The organism is Gemmobacter aquaticus (assembly GCF_007859075.1).
GTDB lineage: Bacteria > Pseudomonadota > Alphaproteobacteria > Rhodobacterales > Rhodobacteraceae > Gemmobacter > Gemmobacter aquaticus.
The window spans coordinates 49,911-73,783 of record NZ_VOAK01000022.1; the positions used below are offsets into that span (position 1 = coordinate 49,911).

Annotated in this window: 19 protein-coding genes; 12 read left to right on the forward strand and 7 right to left on the reverse strand. The window is 62.9% G+C overall.

Annotated elements, in window-relative coordinates; translation table 11 throughout:
- From FQU74_RS13295 to FQU74_RS13305, 3 genes are all read left to right on the forward strand, one after another.
- Nucleotides 1-273: a YciI family protein gene (locus FQU74_RS13295; RefSeq protein WP_146286961.1), complete on the forward strand. Its 273-nt coding sequence runs from the start codon at nt 1-3 to the stop codon at nt 271-273.
- Entirely contained in the window at nt 270-689 is a 420-nt protein-coding gene (locus FQU74_RS13300) for an EVE domain-containing protein (RefSeq protein WP_146286962.1), read from the forward strand. The genes FQU74_RS13295 and FQU74_RS13300 overlap by 4 nt, the downstream gene beginning before the upstream one ends.
- Nucleotides 690-751: 62 nt before the next feature.
- Nucleotides 752-1,909, forward strand: a complete 1,158-nt coding sequence (locus FQU74_RS13305; RefSeq protein WP_146286963.1) for a WD40/YVTN/BNR-like repeat-containing protein — start codon at nt 752-754, stop codon at nt 1,907-1,909.
- Nucleotides 1,910-2,144: 235 nt separating this feature from the next.
- Here the strand turns inward: FQU74_RS13305 and FQU74_RS13310 are convergent, their stop codons facing one another.
- Both FQU74_RS13310 and ahcY read right to left on the reverse strand, forming a co-directional pair.
- The gene (locus FQU74_RS13310; protein ID WP_146286964.1) at nt 2,145-2,486 is read right to left on the reverse strand and encodes a DUF2853 family protein; all 342 of its coding nucleotides are present in this window, start codon (nt 2,484-2,486) and stop codon (nt 2,145-2,147) included.
- A gap of 152 nt (nt 2,487-2,638) precedes the next feature.
- A complete protein-coding gene (gene ahcY / locus FQU74_RS13315) occupies nt 2,639-4,033 on the reverse strand; it encodes an adenosylhomocysteinase (protein WP_146286965.1) in 1,395 nt (464 codons plus the stop codon).
- A gap of 76 nt (nt 4,034-4,109) precedes the next feature.
- Between ahcY and FQU74_RS13320 the strand changes: the two genes are divergently transcribed.
- Nucleotides 4,110-4,730 (forward strand): HD family hydrolase, encoded by a 621-nt coding sequence (locus tag FQU74_RS13320; protein ID WP_241659877.1) that lies wholly within the window; start codon nt 4,110-4,112, stop codon nt 4,728-4,730.
- Here FQU74_RS13320 and FQU74_RS13325 read toward each other — a convergent pair.
- From FQU74_RS13325 to FQU74_RS13335, 3 genes are all read right to left on the reverse strand, one after another.
- Nucleotides 4,727-5,035, reverse strand: coding sequence for an H-NS histone family protein (locus tag FQU74_RS13325; protein ID WP_146286966.1), 309 nt, complete (start codon nt 5,033-5,035; stop codon nt 4,727-4,729). The genes FQU74_RS13320 and FQU74_RS13325 overlap by 4 nt on opposite strands.
- Before the next feature lie 103 nt (nt 5,036-5,138).
- Nucleotides 5,139-5,693: an ActR/PrrA/RegA family redox response regulator transcription factor gene (locus FQU74_RS13330; RefSeq protein WP_146286967.1), complete on the reverse strand. Its 555-nt coding sequence runs from the start codon at nt 5,691-5,693 to the stop codon at nt 5,139-5,141.
- Nucleotides 5,694-5,748: 55 nt separating this feature from the next.
- A complete protein-coding gene (locus tag FQU74_RS13335; RefSeq protein WP_146286968.1) occupies nt 5,749-6,381 on the reverse strand; it encodes an SCO family protein in 633 nt (210 codons plus the stop codon).
- A 93-nt stretch (nt 6,382-6,474) separates the two neighbouring features.
- Between FQU74_RS13335 and regB the strand changes: the two genes are divergently transcribed.
- The 7 genes from regB (at nt 6,475) to addA (ending at nt 17,937) form a co-directional block, all read left to right on the forward strand.
- A complete protein-coding gene (gene regB, locus FQU74_RS13340) occupies nt 6,475-7,851 on the forward strand; it encodes a sensor histidine kinase RegB (RefSeq protein ID WP_373289027.1) in 1,377 nt (458 codons plus the stop codon).
- Between the two features lie 104 nt (nt 7,852-7,955).
- Nucleotides 7,956-9,515 carry a PAS-domain containing protein gene (locus tag FQU74_RS13345; protein ID WP_146286969.1) on the forward strand — a complete coding sequence of 520 codons (1,560 nt, stop codon included), beginning with the start codon at nt 7,956-7,958 and terminating at the stop codon, nt 9,513-9,515.
- Between the two features lie 43 nt (nt 9,516-9,558).
- Nucleotides 9,559-10,017 carry a tRNA (adenosine(37)-N6)-threonylcarbamoyltransferase complex ATPase subunit type 1 TsaE gene (gene tsaE / locus FQU74_RS13350; protein ID WP_146286970.1) on the forward strand — a complete coding sequence of 153 codons (459 nt, stop codon included), beginning with the start codon at nt 9,559-9,561 and terminating at the stop codon, nt 10,015-10,017.
- Nucleotides 10,014-11,030, forward strand: a complete 1,017-nt coding sequence (locus FQU74_RS13355) for an aminoglycoside phosphotransferase family protein (RefSeq protein ID WP_146286971.1) — start codon at nt 10,014-10,016, stop codon at nt 11,028-11,030. The genes tsaE and FQU74_RS13355 overlap by 4 nt, the downstream gene beginning before the upstream one ends.
- A complete protein-coding gene (locus FQU74_RS13360) occupies nt 11,009-11,704 on the forward strand; it encodes a nucleotidyltransferase family protein (RefSeq protein WP_146286972.1) in 696 nt (231 codons plus the stop codon). Before FQU74_RS13355 ends, FQU74_RS13360 begins: the two co-directional genes overlap by 22 nt.
- The gene (locus tag FQU74_RS13365) at nt 11,697-14,645 is read left to right on the forward strand and encodes a PD-(D/E)XK nuclease family protein (protein ID WP_146286973.1); all 2,949 of its coding nucleotides are present in this window, start codon (nt 11,697-11,699) and stop codon (nt 14,643-14,645) included. Before FQU74_RS13360 ends, FQU74_RS13365 begins: the two co-directional genes overlap by 8 nt.
- On the forward strand, nt 14,638-17,937 hold the full coding sequence (gene addA, locus FQU74_RS13370) for a double-strand break repair helicase AddA (protein ID WP_146286974.1): 3,300 nt from the start codon (nt 14,638-14,640) through the stop codon (nt 17,935-17,937). Before FQU74_RS13365 ends, addA begins: the two co-directional genes overlap by 8 nt.
- Nucleotides 17,938-17,943: 6 nt before the next feature.
- Here addA and FQU74_RS13375 read toward each other — a convergent pair whose 3' ends face one another.
- Nucleotides 17,944-18,807, reverse strand: coding sequence for a ribokinase (locus tag FQU74_RS13375; RefSeq protein WP_146286975.1), 864 nt, complete (start codon nt 18,805-18,807; stop codon nt 17,944-17,946).
- Between the two features lie 14 nt (nt 18,808-18,821).
- Nucleotides 18,822-21,077, reverse strand: coding sequence for an NADP-dependent malic enzyme (locus FQU74_RS13380; RefSeq protein WP_146286976.1), 2,256 nt, complete (start codon nt 21,075-21,077; stop codon nt 18,822-18,824).
- Between the two features lie 126 nt (nt 21,078-21,203).
- Between FQU74_RS13380 and mutS the strand changes: the two genes are divergently transcribed.
- Nucleotides 21,204-23,861 (forward strand): DNA mismatch repair protein MutS, encoded by a 2,658-nt coding sequence (gene mutS, locus FQU74_RS13385; protein ID WP_146286977.1) that lies wholly within the window; start codon nt 21,204-21,206, stop codon nt 23,859-23,861.
- The last annotated feature ends 12 nt before the right edge of the window (nt 23,862-23,873 follow it).

Sequence of the window (23,873 nt, forward strand, 5' to 3'; positions counted from 1 at the left end):
ATGCGCGTCGCCCTCGTCTGCAAGGACAAACCCGATAGCCTGAACATCCGCCTTGAAAACCGCGCCGCGCATCTGGAACATATCCGCGCGTCCGGCGTGGTCGAGATGGCCGGGCCGTTTCTTGACACTGCTGGCACCATGTGTGGCTCGCTGGTGATCCTTGAGGTCGAGACGCTCGCGCAGGCGCAAGATTGGGCGGCGGCTGACCCCTATGCCAAGGCGGGTCTGTTTCAGAGCGTCGAGATCACCGAATGGAAAAAGGTCATCGGATGAACCATTGGCTCTTCAAATCCGAGCCCGACACATGGAGCTGGGATCAGCAGGTCGCCAAGGGGGCGGCGGGTGAGGAATGGGGCGGTGTGCGCAACTATCAGGCCCGTAACAACATGCGCGCGATGAGGCTGGGTGATCTCGGCTTCTTCTACCACTCGAACCAGGGAAAAGAGATTGTTGGCATCGTCGAGGTCTGCGCCGAGAGCGCGCCCGACAGCACGACCGACGATGCGCGATGGGACTGCGTCCATATCCGTGCCCTGCGCCCCCTGCCCCGTCCGGTCACGCTTGAGGACTGCAAGGCCGAACCTGCCCTTGCGGGGATGGCTCTTGTGACAAACACCCGCCTGTCGGTCCAGCCGGTTACGCCCGAGGAATGGGCAATCGTCTGCCGGATGGCAGGAATCGAGGACTGATTCCGGGCCCCTGTTTGACCGTTCCATGCTAGCGTTTCCGTCGGAAACCGCGGGAGGATGGGATGGCAGAGTCTGCAGATACGGTGCTGATCGGCACCACGAAAGGGGCATTTCTTCTGTCGAACGACACGGGCGCGTGGGGTGTGCGCGGGCCGTTCTGCGGAGGCTGGCCCATCAATCACGTGATTGGCGATGCCGCGACAGGCCAATTCTGGGCTGGCGGCGGCAGTGACTGGACGGGCGCCGGGATCTGGCATTCATCCGATGGCGAAACGTGGCGACTGACCAAGCTATCAAACGGCAAGTTCGATGATTGGCTGACGGCCGAGCCAGAGTTCGCAGCCCAGATGAATCTGAAGCCCGACCCGCCCGCGCCCTATACCGGTGTGGTCGAATCTGTCTGGTCGCTGCAACGATCGGACGACCGGTTGCTTGCCGGGATGAAGCCTGCGGCGCTCTACCAAAGCCGGGACGAGGGCGAAAGCTGGCAGCGGATCGACGGGCTGACCGAGCACCCGTCGGCGCCGACATGGGAACCCGGTGGCGCTGGGCTTGTGCTGCACACCATCGTGACCGACCGCACCAACCCCGAACGGGTCTGGGTGGGCATCTCTGCCGCCGGGATCTTCGCGACCGAGGACGGCGGCGCGACATGGGACCGGCGCAACCGCCTGTCGAATGAGGGTGCAGACCACCTCCATGCCCATCCCGGCAATGCCGCGCATGATCATGAGACCGGGCATTGCGTGCACAACCTAGTGCTGGCGCCCGGAACGACAGACCGGCTCTACCAGCAGAACCATCACGGCGTCTTCCGCAGTGCCGACGGCGGGCGTAGCTGGCACGAGATCTCAGAGGGGTTGCCCAGCACCTTCGGTTTTCCGATCGCTGTGCACCCGAATGATCCCGATACCCTTTGGGTGCTGCCGCTGAATGGCGATATGGCAGGACGGTTTCCGCCTGATGCTGCCGCCGCGGTCTGGCGGTCGCGCGACGGCGGCGAAAGCTGGCAGGCGCTACGCGAGGGCCTGCCGCAAACGGGCTGCTACTTCACTGTCTTGCGACAGGCAATGGCCACACGGGCAGGTCCCTCAATCGGGCTTGCCTTCGGCACCAACAGCGGTTCGGTATTCTACAGCTCGGATGAGGGAGACAGCTGGCAAGAGATCGCGCGCCACCTGCCCACAGTGCTGAGCGTGGAGTTTCTGCAGAAACAGTGACTGAACATGCAGGAATGGAGGGCCCCGACCCCAACGGGACCCCCCATCCACCCCAGGTGCACCCCCTGCACCATGCGTGTTCTGAAAAAGGCCCCGGGCGTCCTGCCCATGGATTTGTTCTACAGCGCCACGCGCCCCAAGGCAAAAGCCAAGCATGCGGCATTTGAGTCACATTGGCAGGAATGACAACGCCCGCCTGTCAGGGCGGGCGCGTGGCAGACAAGCAGGCAGCGGATCAGCCGTAGACGGCCTCTTTGCCGAAATGACGCACGAGAAGGTAGTAGACAACAGCGCGATACTTGTTGCGCTCGGACCGGCCATAGGTGTCGACGACAGCGTTGATCGCTTCCATCAGCTTGGGGCTGTCATCCAGACCCAGCTTCTTCATCAGAAAATTCTTCTTTACTGTCTCCAGCTCGGATTCGTCCGAGGCTGCAACCGTTTCACTGTCCTGATTGTAGATCGCAGGGCCGCAGCCAATGGTCACCTTGGTCAGCAGCCCCATGTCCGGATCAACCTTGCACTTGTTGCGCAGATCGTCGGCATATTTCGCGATCAATTCGTCCCGCTTGCTCATTCAAAACTCCCTTCACATCAAACGACGGGATCCCCGCCCCGCCTTGCAGCGAACCTTAGGCGAGGCGTCGGATGACACAAAGGGAATTGTGCAGGCAAAACGGCCCTTGGCAGGAAACCGCCCCGGCATATGCGGGGGCGGTCGGTTCAGGGTCAGTAGCGATAGTGATCCGATTTGAACGGACCATCGACCTTCACGCCGATATAGTCGGCCTGCTCGGGGCGCAGTTCGGTCAGCTTCACGCCGATCTTTTTCAGATGCAGGCGGGCGACCTTTTCATCCAGCGCCTTGGGCAGGATGTAGACGCCGGGGGCATAGTCCGCGCCCTTGGTCCAGAGCTCGATCTGCGCCAGAACCTGGTTCGTGAAGCTGGCCGACATCACAAAGCTGGGGTGACCCGTTGCATTGCCGAGGTTCAGAAGGCGGCCTTCTGACAGAAGGATGATCCGGCTGCCCGAGGGCATGGTGATCATATCCACCTGATCCTTGATGTTGGTCCATTTGTGGTTGCGCAGCGCCGCGACCTGGATCTCGTTGTCGAAGTGGCCGATATTGCCGACAATCGCCATGTCCTTCATCTCGCGCATGTGCTCGATGCGGATTACGTCCTTGTTGCCGGTGGTGGTGATGAAGATGTCGGCGCTGTCGACCACATCTTCCAGCACCACAACCTCGAACCCGTCCATTGCGGCCTGCAATGCGCAGATCGGATCGACTTCGGTCACCTTCACACGTGCGCCGGCGCCGCGCAGGGACGCAGCCGAGCCCTTGCCCACGTCACCATAGCCGCAGACAACAGCCACCTTGCCAGCCATCATCGTGTCTGTCGCGCGGCGGATGCCGTCAACGAGCGATTCCTTGCAGCCGTATTTGTTGTCGAACTTCGACTTGGTGACCGAGTCGTTCACGTTGATCGCAGGGAAGGGCAGAAGCCCGCGCTTGTGCAGGTCATAGAGACGATGCACGCCTGTCGTGGTTTCTTCGCTGACGCCGCGGATCGCGGCGCGCTGCGCGGTAAACCAGCCGGGACTTGCGGCAAGCCGTTTGCGGATCTGGTTGAAGAGGCAAACCTCCTCGTCCGAGGTCGGCACCGCGATCAGGTCGGTCTCGCCCGCCTCGACCCGCGCGCCAAGCAGGATGTACAGGGTCGCATCCCCGCCATCGTCGAGGATCATGTTGGCGGTGCCCTCGGCAAACTGGAAGATGCGGTCGGTGTAGTCCCAATATTCTTCCAGCGTCTCACCCTTGACGGCGAAGACTGGTGTGCCGCTGGCTGCGATGGCCGCTGCCGCGTGGTCCTGCGTCGAGAAGATGTTGCACGAGGCCCAGCGGACATCTGCGCCAAGGGCCTTCAGCGTCTCGATCAGAACGGCGGTCTGAACGGTCATGTGCAGCGACCCGGCAATACGGGCGCCCTTCAGGGGCTGAGCGGTGCCAAATTCCTCGCGGCAGGCCATCAGGCCCGGCATTTCGGTTTCGGCGATATCCAGTTCCTTGCGGCCAAAGTCGGCCAGCGCAATGTCCTTGACGATGTAGTCCTTCGGCATCCGCCGCACTCCTTGCCTTGTCGATTGCGGCTGAGATAGCACTCTGGGACGGTGGCGACAACGCAAAGGGCGGATAATGGCGGCAGGATCACGAGCAACCAGAGGACAGGCCCGCGCCTGGCAGCGCATGCTGTCGGGCCGCAGGCTTGATCTGCTGGATCCGACGCCCATGGATATCGAGATCGAGGATATCGCCCACGGTCTGGCCTTTGTCGCTCGCTGGAACGGCCAGACGGTCGGGGATTACCCCTATTCGGTCGCCGAACACTCTATTCTGGTTGAGCAGATCTTCACGCGGCAGAACCCGCAGATCGCGGCGCGCTGGCGATTGGCCGCGCTTTTGCATGACGCGCCCGAATATGTGATCGGTGACATGATCAGCCCGGTCAAGGCCGCCATCGGTGGCGGTTACGGTGAATTGGACATGCGCCTGACGGCGGCAATTCACATCCGTTTTGGACTGCCCGCGCAATTACCAGCGCCGATCAAAGGTGCAATCAAGGCTGCCGATAAAATATCCGCCTGGCTTGAGGCGGTACAGATCGCGGGTTTTACAACGGCAGAGGCCAACCGCTTTTTTGGCAAGCCTGATCCCGCAATCGTCACAGGCCTCACCATCGCGCTGCGCGCGCCGGTCGACGTGCGGGCCGATTATCTGGCCCGTCACCATTTCCTGATCCAGTTGATCGACGCTTAGACCGCCAGATCCTCAGGGTTCCGTCCGGCAGCCAACGCCGCCTCAAACCAGCGAGGCTTGCGGCCGCGACCCGACCAGGTTTCCGACGGATTTGCCGGGTTGGCATATTTTGCCGTTGCCGGTGCGCGCTTGCGAACGACGGGCGTACCCATCAACTCTGCCAAACTAAAACCAAGCTCGCGCGCCTGTTCTTCCAGCTTGGCAACCGCTGCCTTTTTCTTCCGATCCTCGAAGCTGGCAATCGCCTTTGCTACCTGCGATTGAAGATCTTTCAGCTCTTTCAGCGAAAGCTTGTCCAATTCCATTCAGTCGTCCTTCCCCATTTCACACGAACCCGGAAGACGGCCAATGACAAATACCGGCCCCGATCAACGGCCGTTATAATATTGGTTTGCCAAACTGGCAAACTTATTTCGGGCTGCGCTTTGCCAATATGCGCTGAAGCGTGCGGCGATGCATATTCAGGCGGCGCGCGGTTTCCGAAACATTGCGGTCGCACATCTCATAAACACGCTGGATATGCTCCCAACGGACACGATCGGCCGACATGGGGTTTTCTGGCGGCTCGGGCAGAAGCTCGCCGCGCGACAGAAGCGCGTTTGTCACTTCATTCGCGTCAGCCGGTTTGGAGAGATAATCCGTGGCACCGATTTTAACTGCCGCTACCGCAGTCGCAATTGCACCATATCCGGTCAGCACGACGATCCGGCAATCCGGGCGACGCTCGCGCAGCGCCTCGACCACATCGAGGCCATTTCCGTCTTCAAGCCGAAGGTCGACCACGGCGTAAGCAGGTGGGCGAGACTGCGCGATGGCCTTGCCAGCCGCCACACTTTCAGCCGTCTCCGGAAGAAAGCCCCGCTTTTCCATGGCTTTGGCCAGCCGCTTCACAAACGCCTCGTCATCGTCCACCAAAAGCAGTGACCGGTCAGGGCCGATCTCAGCGCTCAGGTCTTCAGCCATGGGGGTTCCTCGGATCATTCAAGCTCAACGAAACTAGGTCGCTTCGTCCAAAAGGTCAATTTTTTGCGGCGTTTTTTGCAGCATCGACAAAGCAGGCCACGCCATCGGCCATTTCCTGCGGTGTTGCCTCACGTTTGAAGAACTCAACAAATCCGTGATCGGGCAAAACCAGATAGGTGAAGGTCGAATGGTCGACCAGATAGAATTCGGGATCGCCTTCCTGAACCTTGAAATAGGTCTTGTAGGCCAGTGACGCCGCCTTGACCTGTTCGGGTGATCCGGTAAGGCCAATCATCTTGGGATGCAGATTCGCGGCGAAATCCTTCACCACCTCGGGCGTGTCACGCTTGGGATCGATCGAAATGAAGACGGGCTGCACGTCGACCCCGGCTGCGTCCAAAAGATCAATCGCCTCGGCATTGCGCGCGTTGTCCATGGGACAGACATCCGGGCAGAAGGTGTAGCCGAAATAAACTAGCGAGGGCTTGGTGATGACATCCTTCTCGGTCACGGTCTGTCCATCGCCATTGACCAGCGTGAAGGGCCCGCCAATGGCGCCTCCACCGATCTGGCCCTGACGGCACTGCGCGAAGATATCCGCGTCACCCTGGAATGACGTGTAGACGAGCGGCCCCGCAACCAGCCCCAACAGAGCCGCCGCGGCCAGACCTGCATACAGCTTTCGCATCAACCGAACTCCCATATGACGCGGCGCATTGATCCTTCAATCGCGTGATCTTAACAATGGCAAAAGCGCCCCCGCTCGCAGCCGGAGACCGAATTGACCGCTGTTGCCCCCGAAATCCGGCCGCGTGCGATGCGGAGCGACGCCTTGCGTCTGCGTACCTCGATTTTGATTCGCTGGGCGGCGATCGCCGGCCAGGTTGTCACCATTCTTGCCGCACATCTGGCTTTCGGGGTGGAGCTTCCGCTGGGTCCGGGGCTTCTGGTCATCGGCGCCTCTGTCATCTTGAACCTGATCCTCGTGTTCATGAACCCCGGCACGAGTGCGCTGACCGAACGACAGGTCTTTCTCCTTCTCGCATTCGATCTGGCGCAACTTGTGCTTCTGTTGTGGCTGACAGGCGGGTTGACCAACCCTTTTGTGGTGCTGCTGGTGGCGCCTGTCACCATCTCGGCCATGGCGCTGTCGGCACGGGCGACGTTGCTTCTGGGCACCGCGGCGGTCCTTGCGTCCACGCTGCTTGCGATCACCTATGTGCCGCTGGCGATGCGGGATGGACAGCCCTTCGGGGTGCCGCCCCTCTTTGCCTTTGGCTTCTGGCTTGCAGTGGTGACCGGCATCGCCTTTCTGGGGCTTTATACCCATCGCGTCGCCAAAGAGATGCACGCCATGCAGGATGCGCTGCTCGCCACACAAATGGCGCTCGCCCGCGCACAGAAGCTGACCGATCTGGGCGGCGTGGTCGCAGCCGCGGCGCATGAGCTGGGGACGCCGCTTGCGACGATCAAGCTGGTCAGTGCCGAGCTGATGGACGAATTGGACGACCGGCCGGAACTGGTCAGCGACGTGCAGTTGATCCGCGATCAGGCCGACCGCTGCCGCGAGATCCTCCGCGGCATGGGGCGTGCCGGCAAAGACGATCTGCAGCTGCGTCAGGCCCCGCTTGAGGCCGTTCTGCGCGAAGCGGCTGAGCCCCATATCGCCCGCGGTAAGACCGTGCATTTTCAACTGGCCGCCCTTGATGACGAAACTGGCCCACCCGTCATCCTGCGCCAGCCCGAGGTGATCCACGGCCTGCGCAACCTGATCCAGAATGCCGTCGACTTTGCCCGCGCCAATGTCTGGATCGAGGCCGACTGGATGACCACGCGCCTTGTGATCCGCATTTCCGATGACGGGCCCGGATACCCGGCGCAGATCCTCGGCCGTATCGGAGAGCCCTTCATGCGCAACCGCCGCGCCGACCAGCCACCGCGCAACCAGTACGACCGGCCAGAGTATGACGGCATGGGTCTGGGGCTGTTCATCGCCAAGACCCTGCTGGAGCGGACCGGGGCAGAGCTGACCTTTGCCAACGCCGCCGAAACCGACGATCCTTCAACCCAACGCGGCGCCATCGTCGAAGTGGTCTGGCCGATGGAACGGATCTCGGCACCTCGCGGAGCCCTTGGTGACAACCCCCTGAATACCTGAGGCTTTTGCGCCAGGACAGGGCGATCTCTGGCGCGATGTTAATGTTCCGTTAACCTTCACTTGCCAAGGATGCCCGAAGGAAAGTGTTCCTTCGGAGATCCTCAATGGTGCTCGGATGGGCCCCGGCCTTGGCGCTGTTGCTGACCACGTCCCTTTCGGCCTTGGGCAGCATCTTCATACTGGCCGCTGTCCAGCGACGTGAGCGCGAGATGGACGGGCGGATCTTTGCGGAGACCGATGGCGGCACCCGCTATCTGTTCGACGGCGACACCCTGCTTGATGCCACACCCAGCGCGCGGGCGCTTTTGGCACACGGGGTCGGCGGCACGGCCTGGTCGGCTCTGTTGTCCATCATGGCGCGCAGCTTTCCGGATATCGAGGCACGCCTTTCCCACCTTGAAACGCTGGGAACCCTGACGCTGGTCTCTGACGATCCGGCGCAGCCTTCTGTCACGCTGACTGCCGAATTGCGCGGTGGCCTGACCCGGATCGAGCTCTCGCGGCTGTCGGGCAAGGGCGATGGTTCGGCTGTTGATCTGCTGACCGTGCACGCGCAACAGCAAGAGGCGCGCGTTCTGCGCGATGCGGTGAATTTTGCCCCGGTCCTGATCTGGCGCGAGGCGGCGGATGGTCGGGTGATCTGGGCGAACCGGCCCTATCTTCTGGCCGTGGCCGAGCGGCTGGAGCCCGGTTCTGATCTTGCCTGGCCACTTCCGGTTCTGTTCGGCGAAAGCACGGCAACGCCCGAGGCGCCCGGCCGCCATCGGCTCTGCGATGCGCAGGGCGCCCCGCTCTGGTTTGACGTCACCCGCGTTGAAAACCACGATGGACAACTTGGCTTTGCCACGGCGGCGGATGCGCTCGTGATCTCTGAAGCGACACGGCGCGATTATACGCGAACCCTGTCCAAGACCTTTGCCCACCTGCCGATTGGACTTGCCATCTTTGATCGCCAGAACCTCTTGGTGAATTTTAACCCGGCTCTGGTCGATCTCTGTCGATTGCCGACCGAACTCTTGCTCTCGCGCCCGACGCTGTTCTCGGTGCTCGATGCGATGCGGGATCGCAACATGATCCCCGAACCCAAGGACTATCGCCAGTGGCAGCAGGTGCTGAGCGGGACCGAACGCGCAGCCAGCACCGCCCCCTATGAAGAGATCTGGACGCTCCCCTCGGGAGAGACCTACAGGCTGACCGGCAGATCCTATGCCGAGGGCGGGCTCGCGCTCATGTTCGAGGATATCTCAAGCGAGACATCGCGCGCCCGCAGGTACCGGGCCGAGATCGTGCTGGGTCAGGCGGTAATTGACGCACTGGATGACAGCATTGCGGTCTTTGCTGCCACCGGCGATCTGATCATGACCAACCGCCGCTATGCCGACCTTATGGGCGATCGTCCAACCGAACGGCTGGAGCCTGCCACCTTTGCCGCCCAGCGTGATGCCTGGGCACTGCCTGGGCAAGACACCGGATTCTGGGACGCGGCAGAGCAATTCGTGCATTTGCCAGACGAGGCGCCACTGCTCTCGCATGAGGTCGTCCTCGCCAATGGAGCGCAGATGCGCTGCACCTTGAGCCGCCTGCCCGGCCGAATGACGCTTGTGCGCTTCTGCGGTCCGGCTGGCGACCCTCTGCAGGAACGGGCCGTTTTGCGCCGCGCGTGACGGCGGCCTTGCAGCCGGGGCTGGCCGGGTTAAAACTGCGCGCATGAAGGATACCCGCGCCTCTGTCGAACTGCCCGATGCCGATGCCACGACGCGCCTTGGAGAGGCCTTCGCACGGGTGCTGGGTCCGGGATCGGTCTTGCTGCTTTCTGGTCCGATCGGGGCCGGAAAGACCCATTTCGCAAGATCGGTGATCCGCGCCCTGCTCGGACCTGAAACCGAAGTTCCCTCGCCCACGTTCACACTGGTTCAAACCTATGACCACACCGGCGGCGACATCTGGCATGCCGACCTGTACCGGCTGTCCACGCCCGACGAGGTCGTTGAACTGGGGCTTGAGGCGGCATTTGCCGAGGCGATCTGCCTTGTGGAATGGCCCGATCGGCTGGGCGAGCTGACACCCGACCACGCCCTTCACCTTGAGTTTGGGTATGATGGAGATGGCCGGCGCGTGACCTTCAGCCCCGCCGATCACCCCCTGCTGCAGGAGTTGCGCCCATGACGCAGGATCGGGCCGACTTGGCCACAGGTTTTCTGCAGCGGGTTGGTTGGGGGCGTGCCGTGCGGCAGCATCTGGCGGGCGATGCCTCGGACCGGCGGTATGAACGGCTGCACCTTGCAGGTCAGTCTGCTGTCCTTATGGACGCACCACCCGGCCAGGCCGACGATCCTGCGGCCTTTGTTCTGATCGCCAACCACCTGCTGAACCTTGGCCTTTCGGCGCCCGCGATCCTCGCTCAAGACCTGACGCAGGGCTTTCTGCTGCTCGAGGATCTGGGGGATGCGCTTTATGCCCGTGTGATCTCAGACGATGCGCAGATGGAAGAGCCCTGTTACCTGGCCGCCACGCGCGTGCTGACCCGGCTTCAGGCGGCGGCGCCTCCGCCGGGCATGGCGAACCTCTCCGCCGCTGACTGGGCCGAAGCCGCAGCCATGGCGCTGGACTGGTACCGGCGCGCGATCACTGGCGATGAGGGAGATCGTGCAGGCTTTGTGTCCGTCCTGCGCAACACGCTTGAAACCCTCGCCGATGGTCCGCGCGTCTTGATCCTGCGTGACTATCACGCCGAAAACCTGCTCTGGCTGCCCAGGCGGGAAGGTCTTGCCCGCGTAGGACTTCTGGACTTTCAGCTCGCCCAGATGGGGCAACCTGCCTATGACCTCGTCTCGCTGCTACAGGATGCCCGGCGCGATGTGGGCCGTGACACGATCAATGCCGCAAGGCAGGCCTTTCTTGCAGAAACAGGCCAGTCAGAGACGGATTTCACAGCCGCCTATGCAGCCTTGGGGGCGCAGCGGGCCTTGCGGATTCTGGGGATCTTTGCCCGGCTTTGCATGCGGGATGCGAAACCAGGCTACCTGCGTCTTGTCCCGCGGGTCTGGGCACAGTTGCAGGAAAACCTTGCCCACCCAGCGCTGGCCGCGCTCGCGCGGGTTTGCGAGGCCGAATTGCCACCGCCCTCGGAAGCCCGGCTGAAACGGATGGAAGATCAATGCCAGCACCTGACGCGATGATGCTGTTTGCCGCCGGGTTCGGCACCCGTATGGGAGCCTTGACGCGGGACCGGCCAAAGCCGCTGATTGAGGTGGGGGGCAAGGCCCTGATTGACCATGCGCTTGATCTTGCGGATGAGATCGCCTTGTCGCGTGTTGTGGTGAACACGCATTACCATGGTGACCAGATCAGGCGGCATCTGGCCGAGCGCCCAAAGGTGAAAATCTCGGACGAAAGTGCCGAAATTCTTGAAACCGGCGGCGGGCTACGCGCGGCCCGGCCTCTGCTTGGCGCGGGGCCCGTGTTCGTGATGAACAGCGATAGTGTCTGGACGGGCGTCAACCCGCTGCGCGAACTGGCAAAGGCTTGGGACCCGGCGCGCATGGATGTGTTGCTGCTGCTTTTGCCCGCCGCGCAGTTCACAGCCCACAAGGGACGCGGCGATTTCCTTATGGATGCCGATGGCCGGCTGGAGCGTGCCAACGGTCGCCCCGGCCTGAGCTACATCGGTGCGCATATCAGCCGCACCGACCAATTGGACGATTTCGTTGAGCGTGCCTTCTCGCTGAACCAGCTCTGGGACGCCGCGATCGGCCGGGGACGGGCCTTCGGGATGGTTCACGACGGCGGATGTGCGGACGTCGGCTATCCCGAAGCGATCCCCTTGGCGGAAGAGCTGCTTTCAAATGGATGATCTGGGCGACACGCGCGTTTTCGGATTGCCCCCGGGCGCCGACTTTCCGGCAGAGCTTGTGCGCGGGTTGCGCGCAAGGCTGGACGGGCAGCCGCCCGAGGCGATGGCGCGGGTGCAGCTCTTTCTTTCGACAGAACGGATGCGCCGTCGCGTGCGCATGCAGTTCACCCAAAGTGGCGCGGCCTTCCTGCCCCGCTTGCGCCTGCTGACGGAACTGGACCCCGAAGCCGCACTTCTGGGATTGTCGCGGCCCGTTTCGCCCCTGCGACGGCGGCTTGAACTTAGCCGACTTGTCCGGGGGTTGCTGGATGCCCAGCCCGATCTCGCGCCGCGTGCCGCTGTCTTTGATCTGGCCGACAGTCTGGCGCGGCTGATGGACGAAATGCAGGGCGAAGGCGTCTCACCGGATGCGATTGCAGGGCTCGATGTGTCAAACCATTCGGCCCATTGGGCACGGGTGCAGCAGTTCATGCAGATCCTGCAGCCCTTCTTTTCCGCAGATGAGGCGACCGATCAACAGACAAGGCTGCGGCAGGTGGTCGAAGGGCTCGAGCGTGCCTGGCAGACGCTTGATCCTGCTGACCCGGTGATCATCGCAGGCTCGACCGGCTCACGCGGAACCACGCTGCGCATGATGCAGAAGGTGCTGGCGCGGCAAAAGGGTGTGGTCGTCCTGCCGGGTTTCGACTTTGACATGCCGCTGCCCGTCTGGGCCGGGCTTGGCGATGCCTTGACCTCGGAAGATCACCCGCAATACCGCTTTCGCCAATTGTTCGAGGTGATGGACCTGTCGCCCGAAGATGTCCGGCCCTGGACAGATCGCGCGGCACCCAATGGGCCAAGGAACAGGCTGGTGTCGCTGTCGCTGCGACCGGCGCCAGTGACCGACCAGTGGCTGACCGAGGGTGTCGCCCTGACCGATCTGGACGTCGCGACCGCAAGCCTGACATTGATCGAGGCCGACAGCCCGCGGGACGAGGCATTGGCCCTGGCGCTGATCCTGCGCGAGGCCGCCGAACACGGGCTTCGGACGGCGCTGATTACCCCGGACCGCGGCTTGACCCGCCGTGTCGAGGCGGCGCTTGATCGCTGGGGAATCCGGCCAGACGATTCTGCCGGAAAGCCGCTGCCGCTGACCCCGCCAGGTCGGCTTATGCGCCATGTTGCGTCTCTGTTCGGCCAGAAACTGACATCCGAAGCGCTTCTGGTCATCCTGAAGCATCCGCTGACGGCGAGTGATTCCGAACGCGGGCGGCACCTCTTGCTGACCCGCGAACTGGAGCTCTGGTTGCGCCGGTCAGGTCCGCCATTCCCGACTGCTCCGGTCCTGCAGGGCTGGGCGACGGCAGGCAAACTGCCCGAATGCGAAGCATGGGTAGACTGGATCATCACGACCATCGGCGGCCTTGAGCATCAAGGCGAGGCATCGCTGAAGACCCGGCTGCAGCACCATCTTGGGATCACCGAGGCGCTTGCCCGTGGCCCATGGGGTACAGGCAGCGGGGCGCTCTGGAATGGCGTGGCGGGTGAAGCGGCACGGGCGGCGGTGGATGAATTGCTAGCCGAGGCAGAGGCTGGCGGTGACCTTTTACCCTTTGACTACCGCGCCTTGTTCGACGCCGTCCTTGGTCGCGGCGAGGTGCGGGAGGACCGCATGGTCCACCCACAGATCATGTTCTGGGGCACGCTCGAGGCCCGTGTCGGCGGTGCGGATCTTGTGGTTCTGGGAGGGCTCAACGACGGCGTCTGGCCACAATCCCCGCCGCCTGACCCATGGCTTAATCGCAGGATGCGGCTCGAGGCTGGCCTCAGCCTGCCCGAGCGGCAGATCGGCCTTTCCGCGCATGACTACCAGCAAGCCATCGCCGCGCCCCGCGTGATCCTGAGCCGTGCGCGCCGCGATTCAGATGCCGAAACCGTGCCGTCCCGGTGGCTGAACAGGCTGACCAACCTTCTGGGCGGTTTGCCCGATCAGGGTGGCCCCGAGGCGCTCGACGCCATGCGCGGGCGGGGCAATCAATGGCTGGAGTTGGCAAACCGGCTGGAGAGACCAGACGCCGCGTTGCCTGCGGCGGGACGTCCCTCGCCCCAACCCCCCGTTGCCCATCGACCGCGCGAACTGGCGCTGACGCGCATCGCCACCCTGATCCGCAACCCTTATGAAATCTACGCGCGCTACATCTTGCGGCTACGCAAGCTAGATCCACTGCATCGCGGGCCAGATGCGCGGTTGCGGGGATCAACGCTGCACAAGATCCTCGAGACATTCGTACGCGCCCGATCCGGAATCGCCTCTGGCACAGAGAAGGAGCGGCTTCTGGCCATTGCGGATGAGGTCTTGCAGCAAGAGGTGTCCTGGCCGGCCGCGCGGATGCTCTGGCGGGCACGGCTTGAACGCGCAGCAGACTTCTTCCTGTCGGTTGACGGTGCCGACGGCGGCATCCCGGTCAGCCTAGAAGAAGCAGGTCGGCTCAGGCTGGCGGATCTGGATTTCAGCCTGTGGGGGATACCGGATCGGATTGACCTGCTGCCGGACGGACGCCTGCATATCATCGACTACAAGACCGGAACCCCGCCGACGAGCGAGCAGCAAAACAAGTTTGACAAGCAGTTGCTATTGGCCGCCTGCATGGCAGAACGCGGTGGATTTGATCCGCTTGGGCCAACGGAAGTCGCGCGCATTTCCTACATCGGGCTTGGCACACAGCCCAAAGTGGTCACCACCCCGATCACAGCCGAAATCACCGCCGAAACATGGGATAGCCTGCATCGGTTGATCGCGCGCTACATGCAGCCACAAACCGGATACACTGCCAGAAGGGCTATGTTCGAGACGAATTTTCCCGGCGACTATGACCACCTCTCGCGGTTTGGCGAGTGGGAAATGACCGACCCAGCCCAGCCTTGCCGGACAGGAACTGCCGGAGAGCCGAATGCGTGATGCCGCCAGCCAGCGCCAGGTCGATGCCGCGCGACCTGACAGGTCAACCTGGCTTTCCGCCAACGCGGGGTCAGGAAAAACCCGTGTCCTGACCGATCGTGTTGCACGGCTCTTGCTGTCGGGCGTCGATCCGGCGCGAATCTTGTGTCTGACCTACACCAAGGCCGCCGCGTCCGAGATGCAGAACCGGCTCTTTGCCCGGCTTGGCGCCTGGGCAATGACACCCGAACCAGATCTTCGGGGCGCACTGGCCGAGCTTGGGATCGAAGGAGAGGTTTCACGTGAAACACTCGGCCAAGCGCGGAGGCTCTTCGCGCGGGCCATCGAAACCCCGGGCGGCCTGCGTATTCAGACGATCCACAGTTTCTGCGCGATGATCCTGCGTCGCTTTCCGCTTGAGGCCGGCGTCTCGCCGCAGTTCACCGAGATGGACGACCGCGCCTCGCGTCTCCTGCGGGAAGAGATCCTCGAGGAAATGGCGGAGTCGCTGGCGCCGCAGATCATGGCCGATCTGGCCCGATGCCACAGCGGACAGGACTTCATGCAGCTCGCCTCCGAGGTGATCCGCAACGCAGACGGTTTCCCCGCGGAGCACAGGCCTGACCATCTGGCCAGAGCCTTTGGCCTGCAGGGTCAAGAAACCGCAGAGTCCATCGTCGCGTCCGTGGTTCTGGGCGACGAAGTGCTCTGGCTACCCGAGGCGATTTCAATCATCGCAAAGGGGACAACGACAGATCAGAAAACTGCAGATCGACTTGCAGCACTGGATTTTTCGCAGCCGGACCTTGATTTGGTCGAGGCGCTGGAAAGCTTCATGCTGTTCGGGGCAACGGCCAAAACCCCGTTTGGCGCAAAGGCCGGAAGCCTACCCAACAAAGACGCGCGCACCGCGCTTGGACCACTGACTGTCAAGCTTGATGATCTCATGCGCCGCGTCGAGGACGCGCGCCCCCGCCGGCTTGCCCTGCTGGCCGCGCAGCGCAGCATAGTGCTGCACCGGTTCGCGCAGGCCTTTCTGCCGATCTACGCCCATCGCAAGACATTGCGCGGTGCGCTTGACTTTGATGATCTGATCTCGCGCGCCAAGGCCCTGTTGACCGACCCGGCGGTGGCGCAGTGGGTGCTCTTCCGGCTCGACGGGGGGATCGACCACATCCTCGTGGATGAGGCGCAGGATACCTCGCCCCAGCAATGGAATGTGATCGAGCTTCTGGCGCAAGAATTCACATCGGGCAAAGGGGCCCGCGATGTCGAACGCACCATCTTTGTCGTAGGTGACCAGAAGCAATCCATCTACTCGTTTCAGGGCGCCGACGTCACCGCCTTTGCCGCGATGCGCGATGCCTTCGCCGATCGCCTGAACGCGGTCGGCGCGCCGTTCCAGCGGCTGGAACTTGAACATTCCTTCCGTTCATCCCCGCTCATACTCGACCTCGTCGACAAGACCTTTCCGCCGCAGCTGCACCCCGCGCTCGGAGGACCCTCACAGCACCTTGCGTTCCGCAGCTCCATGCCCGGCCGCGTCGAGATCTGGCCGCCGATCCCGCCCGCGTCAAATCCGGCGGACGACGACTGGAGCAATCCGGTCGATCTCGTCACCTCGGAACATCATGCAGCCAGTCTCGGACGGCAGGTTGCCGAACGGATCGGCCAAATCCTGTCGTCAGGCATCCTGATCCCGGATGGCAAAGGCGCCCGCCCTGTACACCCCGGCGACTTCCTCATTCTGGTCCGTCGCCGCTCTGCCCTGTTTGCCGAGATCATCCGCGCCTGCAAAGAGGCAGGTCTGCCGATTGCCGGGGCTGACCGGCTGCATTTGGGCGGCGAGATGGCGGTCAAGGATCTGACCTCGCTCCTCGCCTTTCTGGCCCTGCCCGAGGACGATCTCGCCCTTGCCGAAGTTCTGCGCTCACCCCTCTTTGGCTGGTCCGAGGCTCAGCTCTATGATCTGGCCCAGCCCCGTCGTGGATACCTGTGGGAGGCGCTGCGCCAGTATGAGCGTGGCGCAGATGCTGTCGCGGTGCTGCAGGATCTGCGCGACAATGCCGATTACCTGCGCCCCTTCGACTTGATCGAACGCGCCCTGACCCGGCATGACGGAAGGCGCAAACTGCTTGCGCGCCTCGGGTCCGAGGCCGAAGACGGGATCAACGAGTTGTTGACGCAGGCCCTGATTTACGAACGCAATGACGTGCCAAGCCTGACCGGTTTCCTGACCTGGCTTCAGGCCGACGACGTGCAGATCAAGCGCCAGATGGAAAGCGCGGGTCGCAAGATCCGCGTGATGACAGTGCATGGCGCCAAGGGGCTTGAGGCCCCGATTGTCATCCTGCCCGACACCGCCGATACCCGTCCAAACGACCGGGATGAGGTGCTGCGCCTTGGCCCGCATGCCGTCTGGCGGACGCCCTCGGGCGAGAGCCCCGCCCAGATCGAAGCCGTGCGCAGGGTGCGCGCAGAGCGCGCGCAGGCCGAATCCATGCGGCTTCTGTATGTCGCGCTCACCCGCGCCCAAAGCTGGCTGATCGTGGCGGCAGCAGGGGCGCTTGCCTCTCAAAAGGCCGGCGCGACCGAGGGCGAGCCCGCCTGGTATGATCTGGTCCGCAACGGTGCGCTGGCGATCGGGGCAAGCCCTCGCCCGGATGGAGTCCTCGCCTGCGAGTTCGGGACGTGGGAGCATGGCACACCCGACCTTGGGCCTGTTGCTGCACCGGATGTCCAGCTTCCCGGTTGGACCGCGACCCCGGCGCCGGCCGGGCAGCAGCCAGAAAAGCCTGTCTCACCGTCCGATCTTGGGGGCGCAAAGGCGCTACCCGGCGAGGGTGAAGGCGGAGATGTGCATGGTGTTGACCGTGGCACCGCCCTTCACGCGCTGCTGGAGCTGATGGAGCCTGATGCCTCGGATCTGTGGCCCATAATTGCGCGCAGTCTGATTGCTGAACCCGTGGCACGCGCCGAGTTGTTGGCAGAGGCCACTCGATTGCTCTCAGACCCGGCGCTGCGGCACGTCTTCGCGCCTGACGCTTTGCGTGAGGTCGAAGTTACGGCCCCGCATGAAGGCAAGCGACTACTGGGCAAGATAGACCGGCTGATTGTGCGTCCGGATCATGTGCTGATCATCGATTTCAAATCAAACCGCACGGTGCCCGATCATCCCGGCGCAATTCCCGAAGGTCTGGTTCGCCAGATGCGCGCCTACGCCGATGCGATGCGCCAGATTTACCCCGACCGCCGAATCGACTGCGCAATTCTCTGGACCAGAACCGGGGCGCTGATGGCGGTGCCGGTCTGAACCGCCCTAATGGGATTGCAGAAACTCGTCGACCTCGGTCGCAAGCGGAATTGCAGGTGCCGCCCCCGGCCGTGTGACCTGAATCGCCGAGGCCGCCGAGGCCCTCCGCATCGCCGCCGCGCGGTCAAGCCCACGGTCGAGCCCGGCGGCCAGTGTGCCGATAAACGTGTCACCGGCGCCAGTGGTATCCACAGGCGTCACGGCGAATGCGGGCACAAAAAGCGGCTCTAAATTGGCCGAAATCCACTCGGCGCCGCGCGCGCCACGGGTAATCACGCAATCACAGTCCGGCAAGCGACCGAGTTCGGAGCGCAGTTGCTCGGCTTCAATCTCGTTCATCACCAGCAGGGAAACATGAGGCAGAACCGCCCGCACGGCCGAGATGTCAAAGGGTGCCGCCGAATAGATCACCCGCAGTCCCTTGCTGGCCGCCAGGGCCGCAGCCTCGGCCTGTGCCGTCGTTTCGTTCTGCAACAGCAGGGTATCCCCTGCCGCAGCACCCGCCAGCGCAGCCGCGGCCATTGCTGGCGACAGTGCGCGGTTTGCCCCCGGATAGATGACAATTGCATTCTCTGCGCCGGGGTCGACATTGATGATCGCATGCCCCGTTGCCACCTCGAGCTGCGCAACATAGCTCAGGTCAACGCCATAGCGCTCCAGTGCGATCAACACCCAGTCGCTTGCGGGGCCGACTGCGCCGATATGCAGGCAGTGGGCGCCTGCCCGGGCTGCAGCAACGGACTGATTGGCCCCTTTGCCGCCAAGACCTTGCGTATAGTTCAGCGCCGAAAGCGTCTCACCCGGAGCGGGAAGGTGCGGCACGCGATAGACATGGTCGATATTGATCGAACCCAAGTTGTAGATCGTCATGCCGCCCCCCGTTTTTACCCGATCTTGCAGGCGGCAAGCGCCGCCATGTTCAGGATGTCATTCACCGTCGAATTGGTCGAGCAGATCTGGATCGGTTTCTTCACCCCGGTCAAGATGGGACCGATCACCGTCGCCCCCGCCATCTCCTGCATCAGCTTGACAGAGATTGAGGCTGAATGTCGTGCCGGCACGACAAGGATGTTTGCGGGCCCCGACAGGCGGCAGAATGGATACTGCGCCATGATCTGCGGGTTCAGCGCAACATCGACCGTCATCTCGCCATCGTATTCAAAGTCGACGTTCATCGCATCAAGCACGCGCGGCGCCTCATGCATCTTTGTTGCGCGCTCTGAAACCGGGTACCCGAATGTCGAGAAGCTGACAAAGGCCACGCGGGGTTCAAGACCCAGACTGCGCGCAACGCCCGCCGAGCGGATCGCGATCTGCGCCAGATCCTCGGCCTCGGGCCATTCATGCACCAGCGTGTCACCAATCAGAATGATCCGCCCCTTGTGCAAGAGGGCCGTCACACCCACCGCACCGTCCGCGGCCTTGGCGTCAAAGACATGATTGATCAGGTTCAGAACATGCGCTGACTTGCGCGTGGCGCCGGTGATCAGGCCATCACCATGTCCATGTGCCAGCATCAACGCCGAGAACACATGACGATCACGGGTCGCCAGTCGGCGAATGTCATGGTCGTCAAAGCCCTGCCGTTGAAGGCGGCGATAGAGGAATTCCTTGTACTGATCGAGATGACGGGAGTTGCCGGCATTCACCACCTCAAGCTCGCGGACGGCATCGTGAAGCCCCGCAAGCTCAAGCTTTTCACGCACGTCGGATTCGCGCCCGACGACCAGCGCCTTGCCAAGCCCGGCGCGCTGGTAGGCAACTGCCGCGCGCAGCACGCGCGGATCGTCCCCTTCGGCAAAGATCATCCGCGCCTGCGCCTGACGCGCACGCGCATGCACGCCTTGCAGGATCGACGCCGTCGGGTCCATGCGCGCCTTCAGGCTGGCCTCGTAGCCTTTGAGATCGATGATCGGACGACGGGCCACCCCTGTATCCATACCGGCGCGCGCCACGGCGGGCGGGATCACATGGATCAGGCGCGGGTCGAAGGGCGTTGGGATGATGTAGTCCCGCCCGAACGAGAGCTTTCGGCCATAGGCCATCGCCACTTCATCGGGCACATCTTCCCGCGCAAGGGCCGCTAGCGCGCGGGCGCAGGCAATCTTCATTTCGTCATTGATCGCGCGGGCGTGGATATCCAGCGCCCCGCGGAACAAATACGGGAAACCAAGCACATTGTTGACCTGGTTGGGATAATCACTGCGGCCAGTTGCGACAATGGCATCGGGCCTTACGGCATGCGCCTCCTCCGGCGTGATCTCCGGGTCGGGGTTTGCCATGGCAAAGATCACCGGATTCTCGGCCATCGAGGCGACCATCTCGGGCGTCACCGCCCCCTTTGCCGAGACGCCGAGGAAGACGTCCGCGCCGGTCATCGCCTCTTCAAGCGTGCGGGCGGCGGTGTTCGCCGCATGGGCAGACTTCCATTGGTTCATCCCCTCGGTGCGACCCTGATAGATCACACCTTTGGTGTCGCACATGATGCAGTTGTCGTGTCGCGCGCCCATCGACTTCAACAGTTCAAGACAGGCGATGCCCGCCGCCCCTGCCCCGTTGAGGACAATCCTCACATCCTCGATTTTCTTTCCAGACAGTTCCAGCGCATTCAGAAGCCCCGCCGCACAGATCACGGCCGTACCATGCTGGTCATCATGGAACACCGGGATGTCCATGATTTCCTTGAGGCGCTGTTCGATGATGAAGCACTCGGGTGCCTTGATATCCTCAAGGTTGATCCCGCCGAAGGTTGGTCCCATCAGGCGCACAGCCTGAATGATCTCATCCGGGTCTTCGGTATCCAGTTCGATATCGATGGCGTTCACGTCGGCAAAGCGCTTGAAGAGCACCGCCTTGCCTTCCATCACCGGCTTCGACGCCAGGGCCCCAAGGTTCCCAAGGCCAAGGATGGCGGTGCCGTTCGAGATCACCGCAACCATATTGCCCTTGACCGTATAGTCATAGGCCGTTTCCGGGCGCTCGGCGATCGCCTGAACCGGAACGGCAACGCCCGGGCTGTAGGCGAGGCTCAGATCGCGCTGTGTCGCCATCGGCGTCGAGGCGACGATGTCATACTTACCAGGGCGCGGTTCAAGGTGATAAGCAAGCGCCTCTTCAGGCGTGATCTTCGACTTGGTCATCAGGGGGCCATCCTGTTGGGTTTTCCCCGTCTTATCGCCCATACGCCCGCCTGCCAATTGCGGTTTGCCGCTTTTCGATGCGAAGCCGGTTTTGTAGGGTCAGCAGGCTGATCAAGGGAGCCCCGCGTGAGCGACGAAAACGTGACGCCGATGATGGCGCAGTATCTGGAGATCAAGGCGCAGTACCGCGATGCGATCCTGTTTTACCGGATGGGCGACTTTTTCGAGATGTTCTTTGACGATGCGCTCGCGGCGGCGGCGGCGCTTGATATCGCTCTGACCAAGCGTGGCCTGCATCTGGGCGAGCCCATTCCGATGTGCGGCGTGCCCGTTCATGCCTCGGAAGGGTATTTGCTGACGCTGATCCGCAAGGGGTTTCGCGTAGCAATTGCCGAACAGATGGAGGACCCGGCCGAGGCCAAGAAGCGGGGCTCGAAATCGGTGGTCCGGCGCGACGTGGTGCGCCTTGTAACGCCGGGAACCTTGACCGAAGACAGCCTGCTGGAGGCGCGACGCTACAACTTTCTCTGCGCCTACGCCGAGGTGCGCGACGAAGGTGCACTGGCCTGGACCGATATCTCGACCGGCGATCTGCGGGTGATGCGGTGCCCGCGCGCGCGGCTCTCACCCGAACTCGCCCGCCTCGCCCCTCGCGAGGTTCTGGTCAGCGAGGTCTTGGAGGCCGAACTGCGCGATGTCGTCGAGGACATGGGCGCCGCACTGACCAGCCTTTCGCGTGGATCTTTTGAATCGGCCGCGGCAGAGGCACGGCTTGCAGCGATCTGGCAGGTTGCCTCGCTCGACGCCTTTGGGGGGTTTGAGCGAGCCGAGCTCGCCGCCATGGGCGCGCTGGTCGACTATCTGGATCTGACACAGCGCGGCAAGCTGCCGCTGTTGCGCAAGCCACAACGCGAGGCGCCGGGCGGGACCATGCAGATCGACGCGGCGACGCGGCGCAATCTGGAGATCACGTCGGCACTATCCGGCGGTCGCGCCGGCTCGCTGCTCGACGCAGTTGACCGGACGGTCACTGCCGGCGGCGCACGCCTGCTGGAGCGGCGACTTTCCTCCCCCTCGTGCGACCTTCATGAAATCGCGCTGCGGCAAGAGGCGGTCGGGACCCTGCTCGACCAGCCACGCCTGCGCGAAGACCTGCGCGATTCGCTGCGACGCGTGCCTGACATGGAACGTGCCCTGTCGCGTCTTGCTTTGGACCGGGGTGGCCCCAGAGACCTTGCGGCAATCCGGAATGGGCTGGTTCAGGCGCAATTGATTGCAGGTCTGATCGCAGGCGTCGAGAGCCCCAGGCTGCAGGAGAGCATCGACCGGCTGATTGGAAATGACGATCTTATTTCATATTTAGATCAAGCACTTGTCGAGGATCCTCCGCTTCTGGTTCGTGATGGTGGATTTGTTGCCGACGGCTACGATGCCGATCTGGATGCGACCAGACGCCTTCGTGACGAAGGCCGTGGCGTGATTGCCGGCATGCAGGCCGAGTTCATTGCACGAACAGGCATCCAGAGCCTGAAGATCAAACATAATAATGTGCTCGGATACTTCATCGAGACGACCTCGACGCATGCTGAACGCATGCTTGCCCCGCCTCTGAATGAGGAATTCATCCATCGCCAGACAACTGCGAATCAGGTGCGCTTTACCACCATCGACCTGAGCGCACTGGAGACGCGAATCCTGAATGCCGGCAATCATGCGCTGGAACTGGAGAAGGCGCATTTTGTCGAACTGCGCGCCCGCGCACTTGCCGCATCCGGAGTGATCGGAGATGCGGCATCGGCCATCGCCGAACTGGACGTGACGGCGGCATTTGCGGACCTTGCCGCAGCAGAAGATTGGGTGCGCCCCCGCGTCGATGATTCGCAAGCCTTCATCGTGGAGGGCGGCCGACACCCTGTTGTCGAGCGCGCCCTGCGCCGACAGAGCGGCGCACCATTCGTGGCGAACGACTGTCGGCTGACCGAAGTGGGCACGCCCGCGATCTGGCTGCTGACGGGGCCGAACATGGCGGGTAAATCCACATTCCTGCGACAGAATGCGCTGATCGCCCTGCTGGCGCAGGCAGGGTCTTTTGTCCCGGCCCGCAGCGCACATGTTGGGCTTGTCAGCCAATTGTTCAGTCGCGTTGGTGCCGCCGACGATCTGGCGCGGGGCCGCTCGACCTTCATGGTCGAGATGGTGGAGACGGCAGCGATCCTCAATCAGGCAGATACACGCGCGCTGGTCATTCTTGACGAGATTGGGCGGGGCACTGCGACCTATGACGGCTTGAGCATCGCCTGGGCGACCCTTGAACACCTTCATGCGGTCAACCGCTGCCGCGCGCTTTTTGCGACGCACTACCACGAAATGACCGCCCTCGCCGAAAGATTGCCGGGGGTCGAAAATGCGACCGTCTCGGTCAAGGAGTGGGACGGTGAGGTTCTGTTCCTGCACGAGGTCCGGCGTGGTGCGGCTGATCGGTCATACGGCGTGCAGGTTGCGCGACTTGCAGGCTTGCCACCCTCGGTTATCGAAAGAGCGCGCGTTGTTCTGCAATCGCTGGAAGCAGGAGACCGCGAGGGCGGACAACGTCAGAAGGCACTGATCGATGACTTGCCGCTCTTTCGTGCGGCGGTCAGTGCGCCCCCACCGCAGCCAGAGCCCCGCGACTCGGCGCTGGTCGCTTTGCTGAATGGTGTAAACCCTGACGAACTGTCGCCAATCAGCGCCCTGCAGCTTATCTATGAGATGAAAAAGGCGCTGACAAAGCCGTCAGCGCCTTGAGCGTTTCACGTG

Coding starts and splice junctions, on each gene's coding strand:
- tsaE (WP_146286970.1), top strand. CDS start 9,559: ATGAAGGATACCCGCGCCTCTGTCGAACTGCCCGATGCCGATGCCACG.
- FQU74_RS13325 (WP_146286966.1), bottom strand. CDS start 5,035: ATGGAATTGGACAAGCTTTCGCTGAAAGAGCTGAAAGATCTTCAATCG.
- FQU74_RS13335 (WP_146286968.1), bottom strand. CDS start 6,381: ATGCGAAAGCTGTATGCAGGTCTGGCCGCGGCGGCTCTGTTGGGGCTG.
- FQU74_RS13300 (WP_146286962.1), top strand. CDS start 270: ATGAACCATTGGCTCTTCAAATCCGAGCCCGACACATGGAGCTGGGAT.
- FQU74_RS13355 (WP_146286971.1), top strand. CDS start 10,014: ATGACGCAGGATCGGGCCGACTTGGCCACAGGTTTTCTGCAGCGGGTT.
- FQU74_RS13375 (WP_146286975.1), bottom strand. CDS start 18,807: ATGACGATCTACAACTTGGGTTCGATCAATATCGACCATGTCTATCGC.
- FQU74_RS13305 (WP_146286963.1), top strand. CDS start 752: ATGGCAGAGTCTGCAGATACGGTGCTGATCGGCACCACGAAAGGGGCA.
- FQU74_RS13310 (WP_146286964.1), bottom strand. CDS start 2,486: ATGAGCAAGCGGGACGAATTGATCGCGAAATATGCCGACGATCTGCGC.
- FQU74_RS13365 (WP_146286973.1), top strand. CDS start 11,697: ATGGATGATCTGGGCGACACGCGCGTTTTCGGATTGCCCCCGGGCGCC.
- FQU74_RS13360 (WP_146286972.1), top strand. CDS start 11,009: ATGCCAGCACCTGACGCGATGATGCTGTTTGCCGCCGGGTTCGGCACC.
- FQU74_RS13330 (WP_146286967.1), bottom strand. CDS start 5,693: ATGGCTGAAGACCTGAGCGCTGAGATCGGCCCTGACCGGTCACTGCTT.
- FQU74_RS13295 (WP_146286961.1), top strand. CDS start 1: ATGCGCGTCGCCCTCGTCTGCAAGGACAAACCCGATAGCCTGAACATC.
- ahcY (WP_146286965.1), bottom strand. CDS start 4,033: ATGCCGAAGGACTACATCGTCAAGGACATTGCGCTGGCCGACTTTGGC.
- FQU74_RS13345 (WP_146286969.1), top strand. CDS start 7,956: ATGGTGCTCGGATGGGCCCCGGCCTTGGCGCTGTTGCTGACCACGTCC.
- FQU74_RS13320 (WP_241659877.1), top strand. CDS start 4,110: ATGGCGGCAGGATCACGAGCAACCAGAGGACAGGCCCGCGCCTGGCAG.
- addA (WP_146286974.1), top strand. CDS start 14,638: ATGCGTGATGCCGCCAGCCAGCGCCAGGTCGATGCCGCGCGACCTGAC.
- FQU74_RS13380 (WP_146286976.1), bottom strand. CDS start 21,077: ATGACCAAGTCGAAGATCACGCCTGAAGAGGCGCTTGCTTATCACCTT.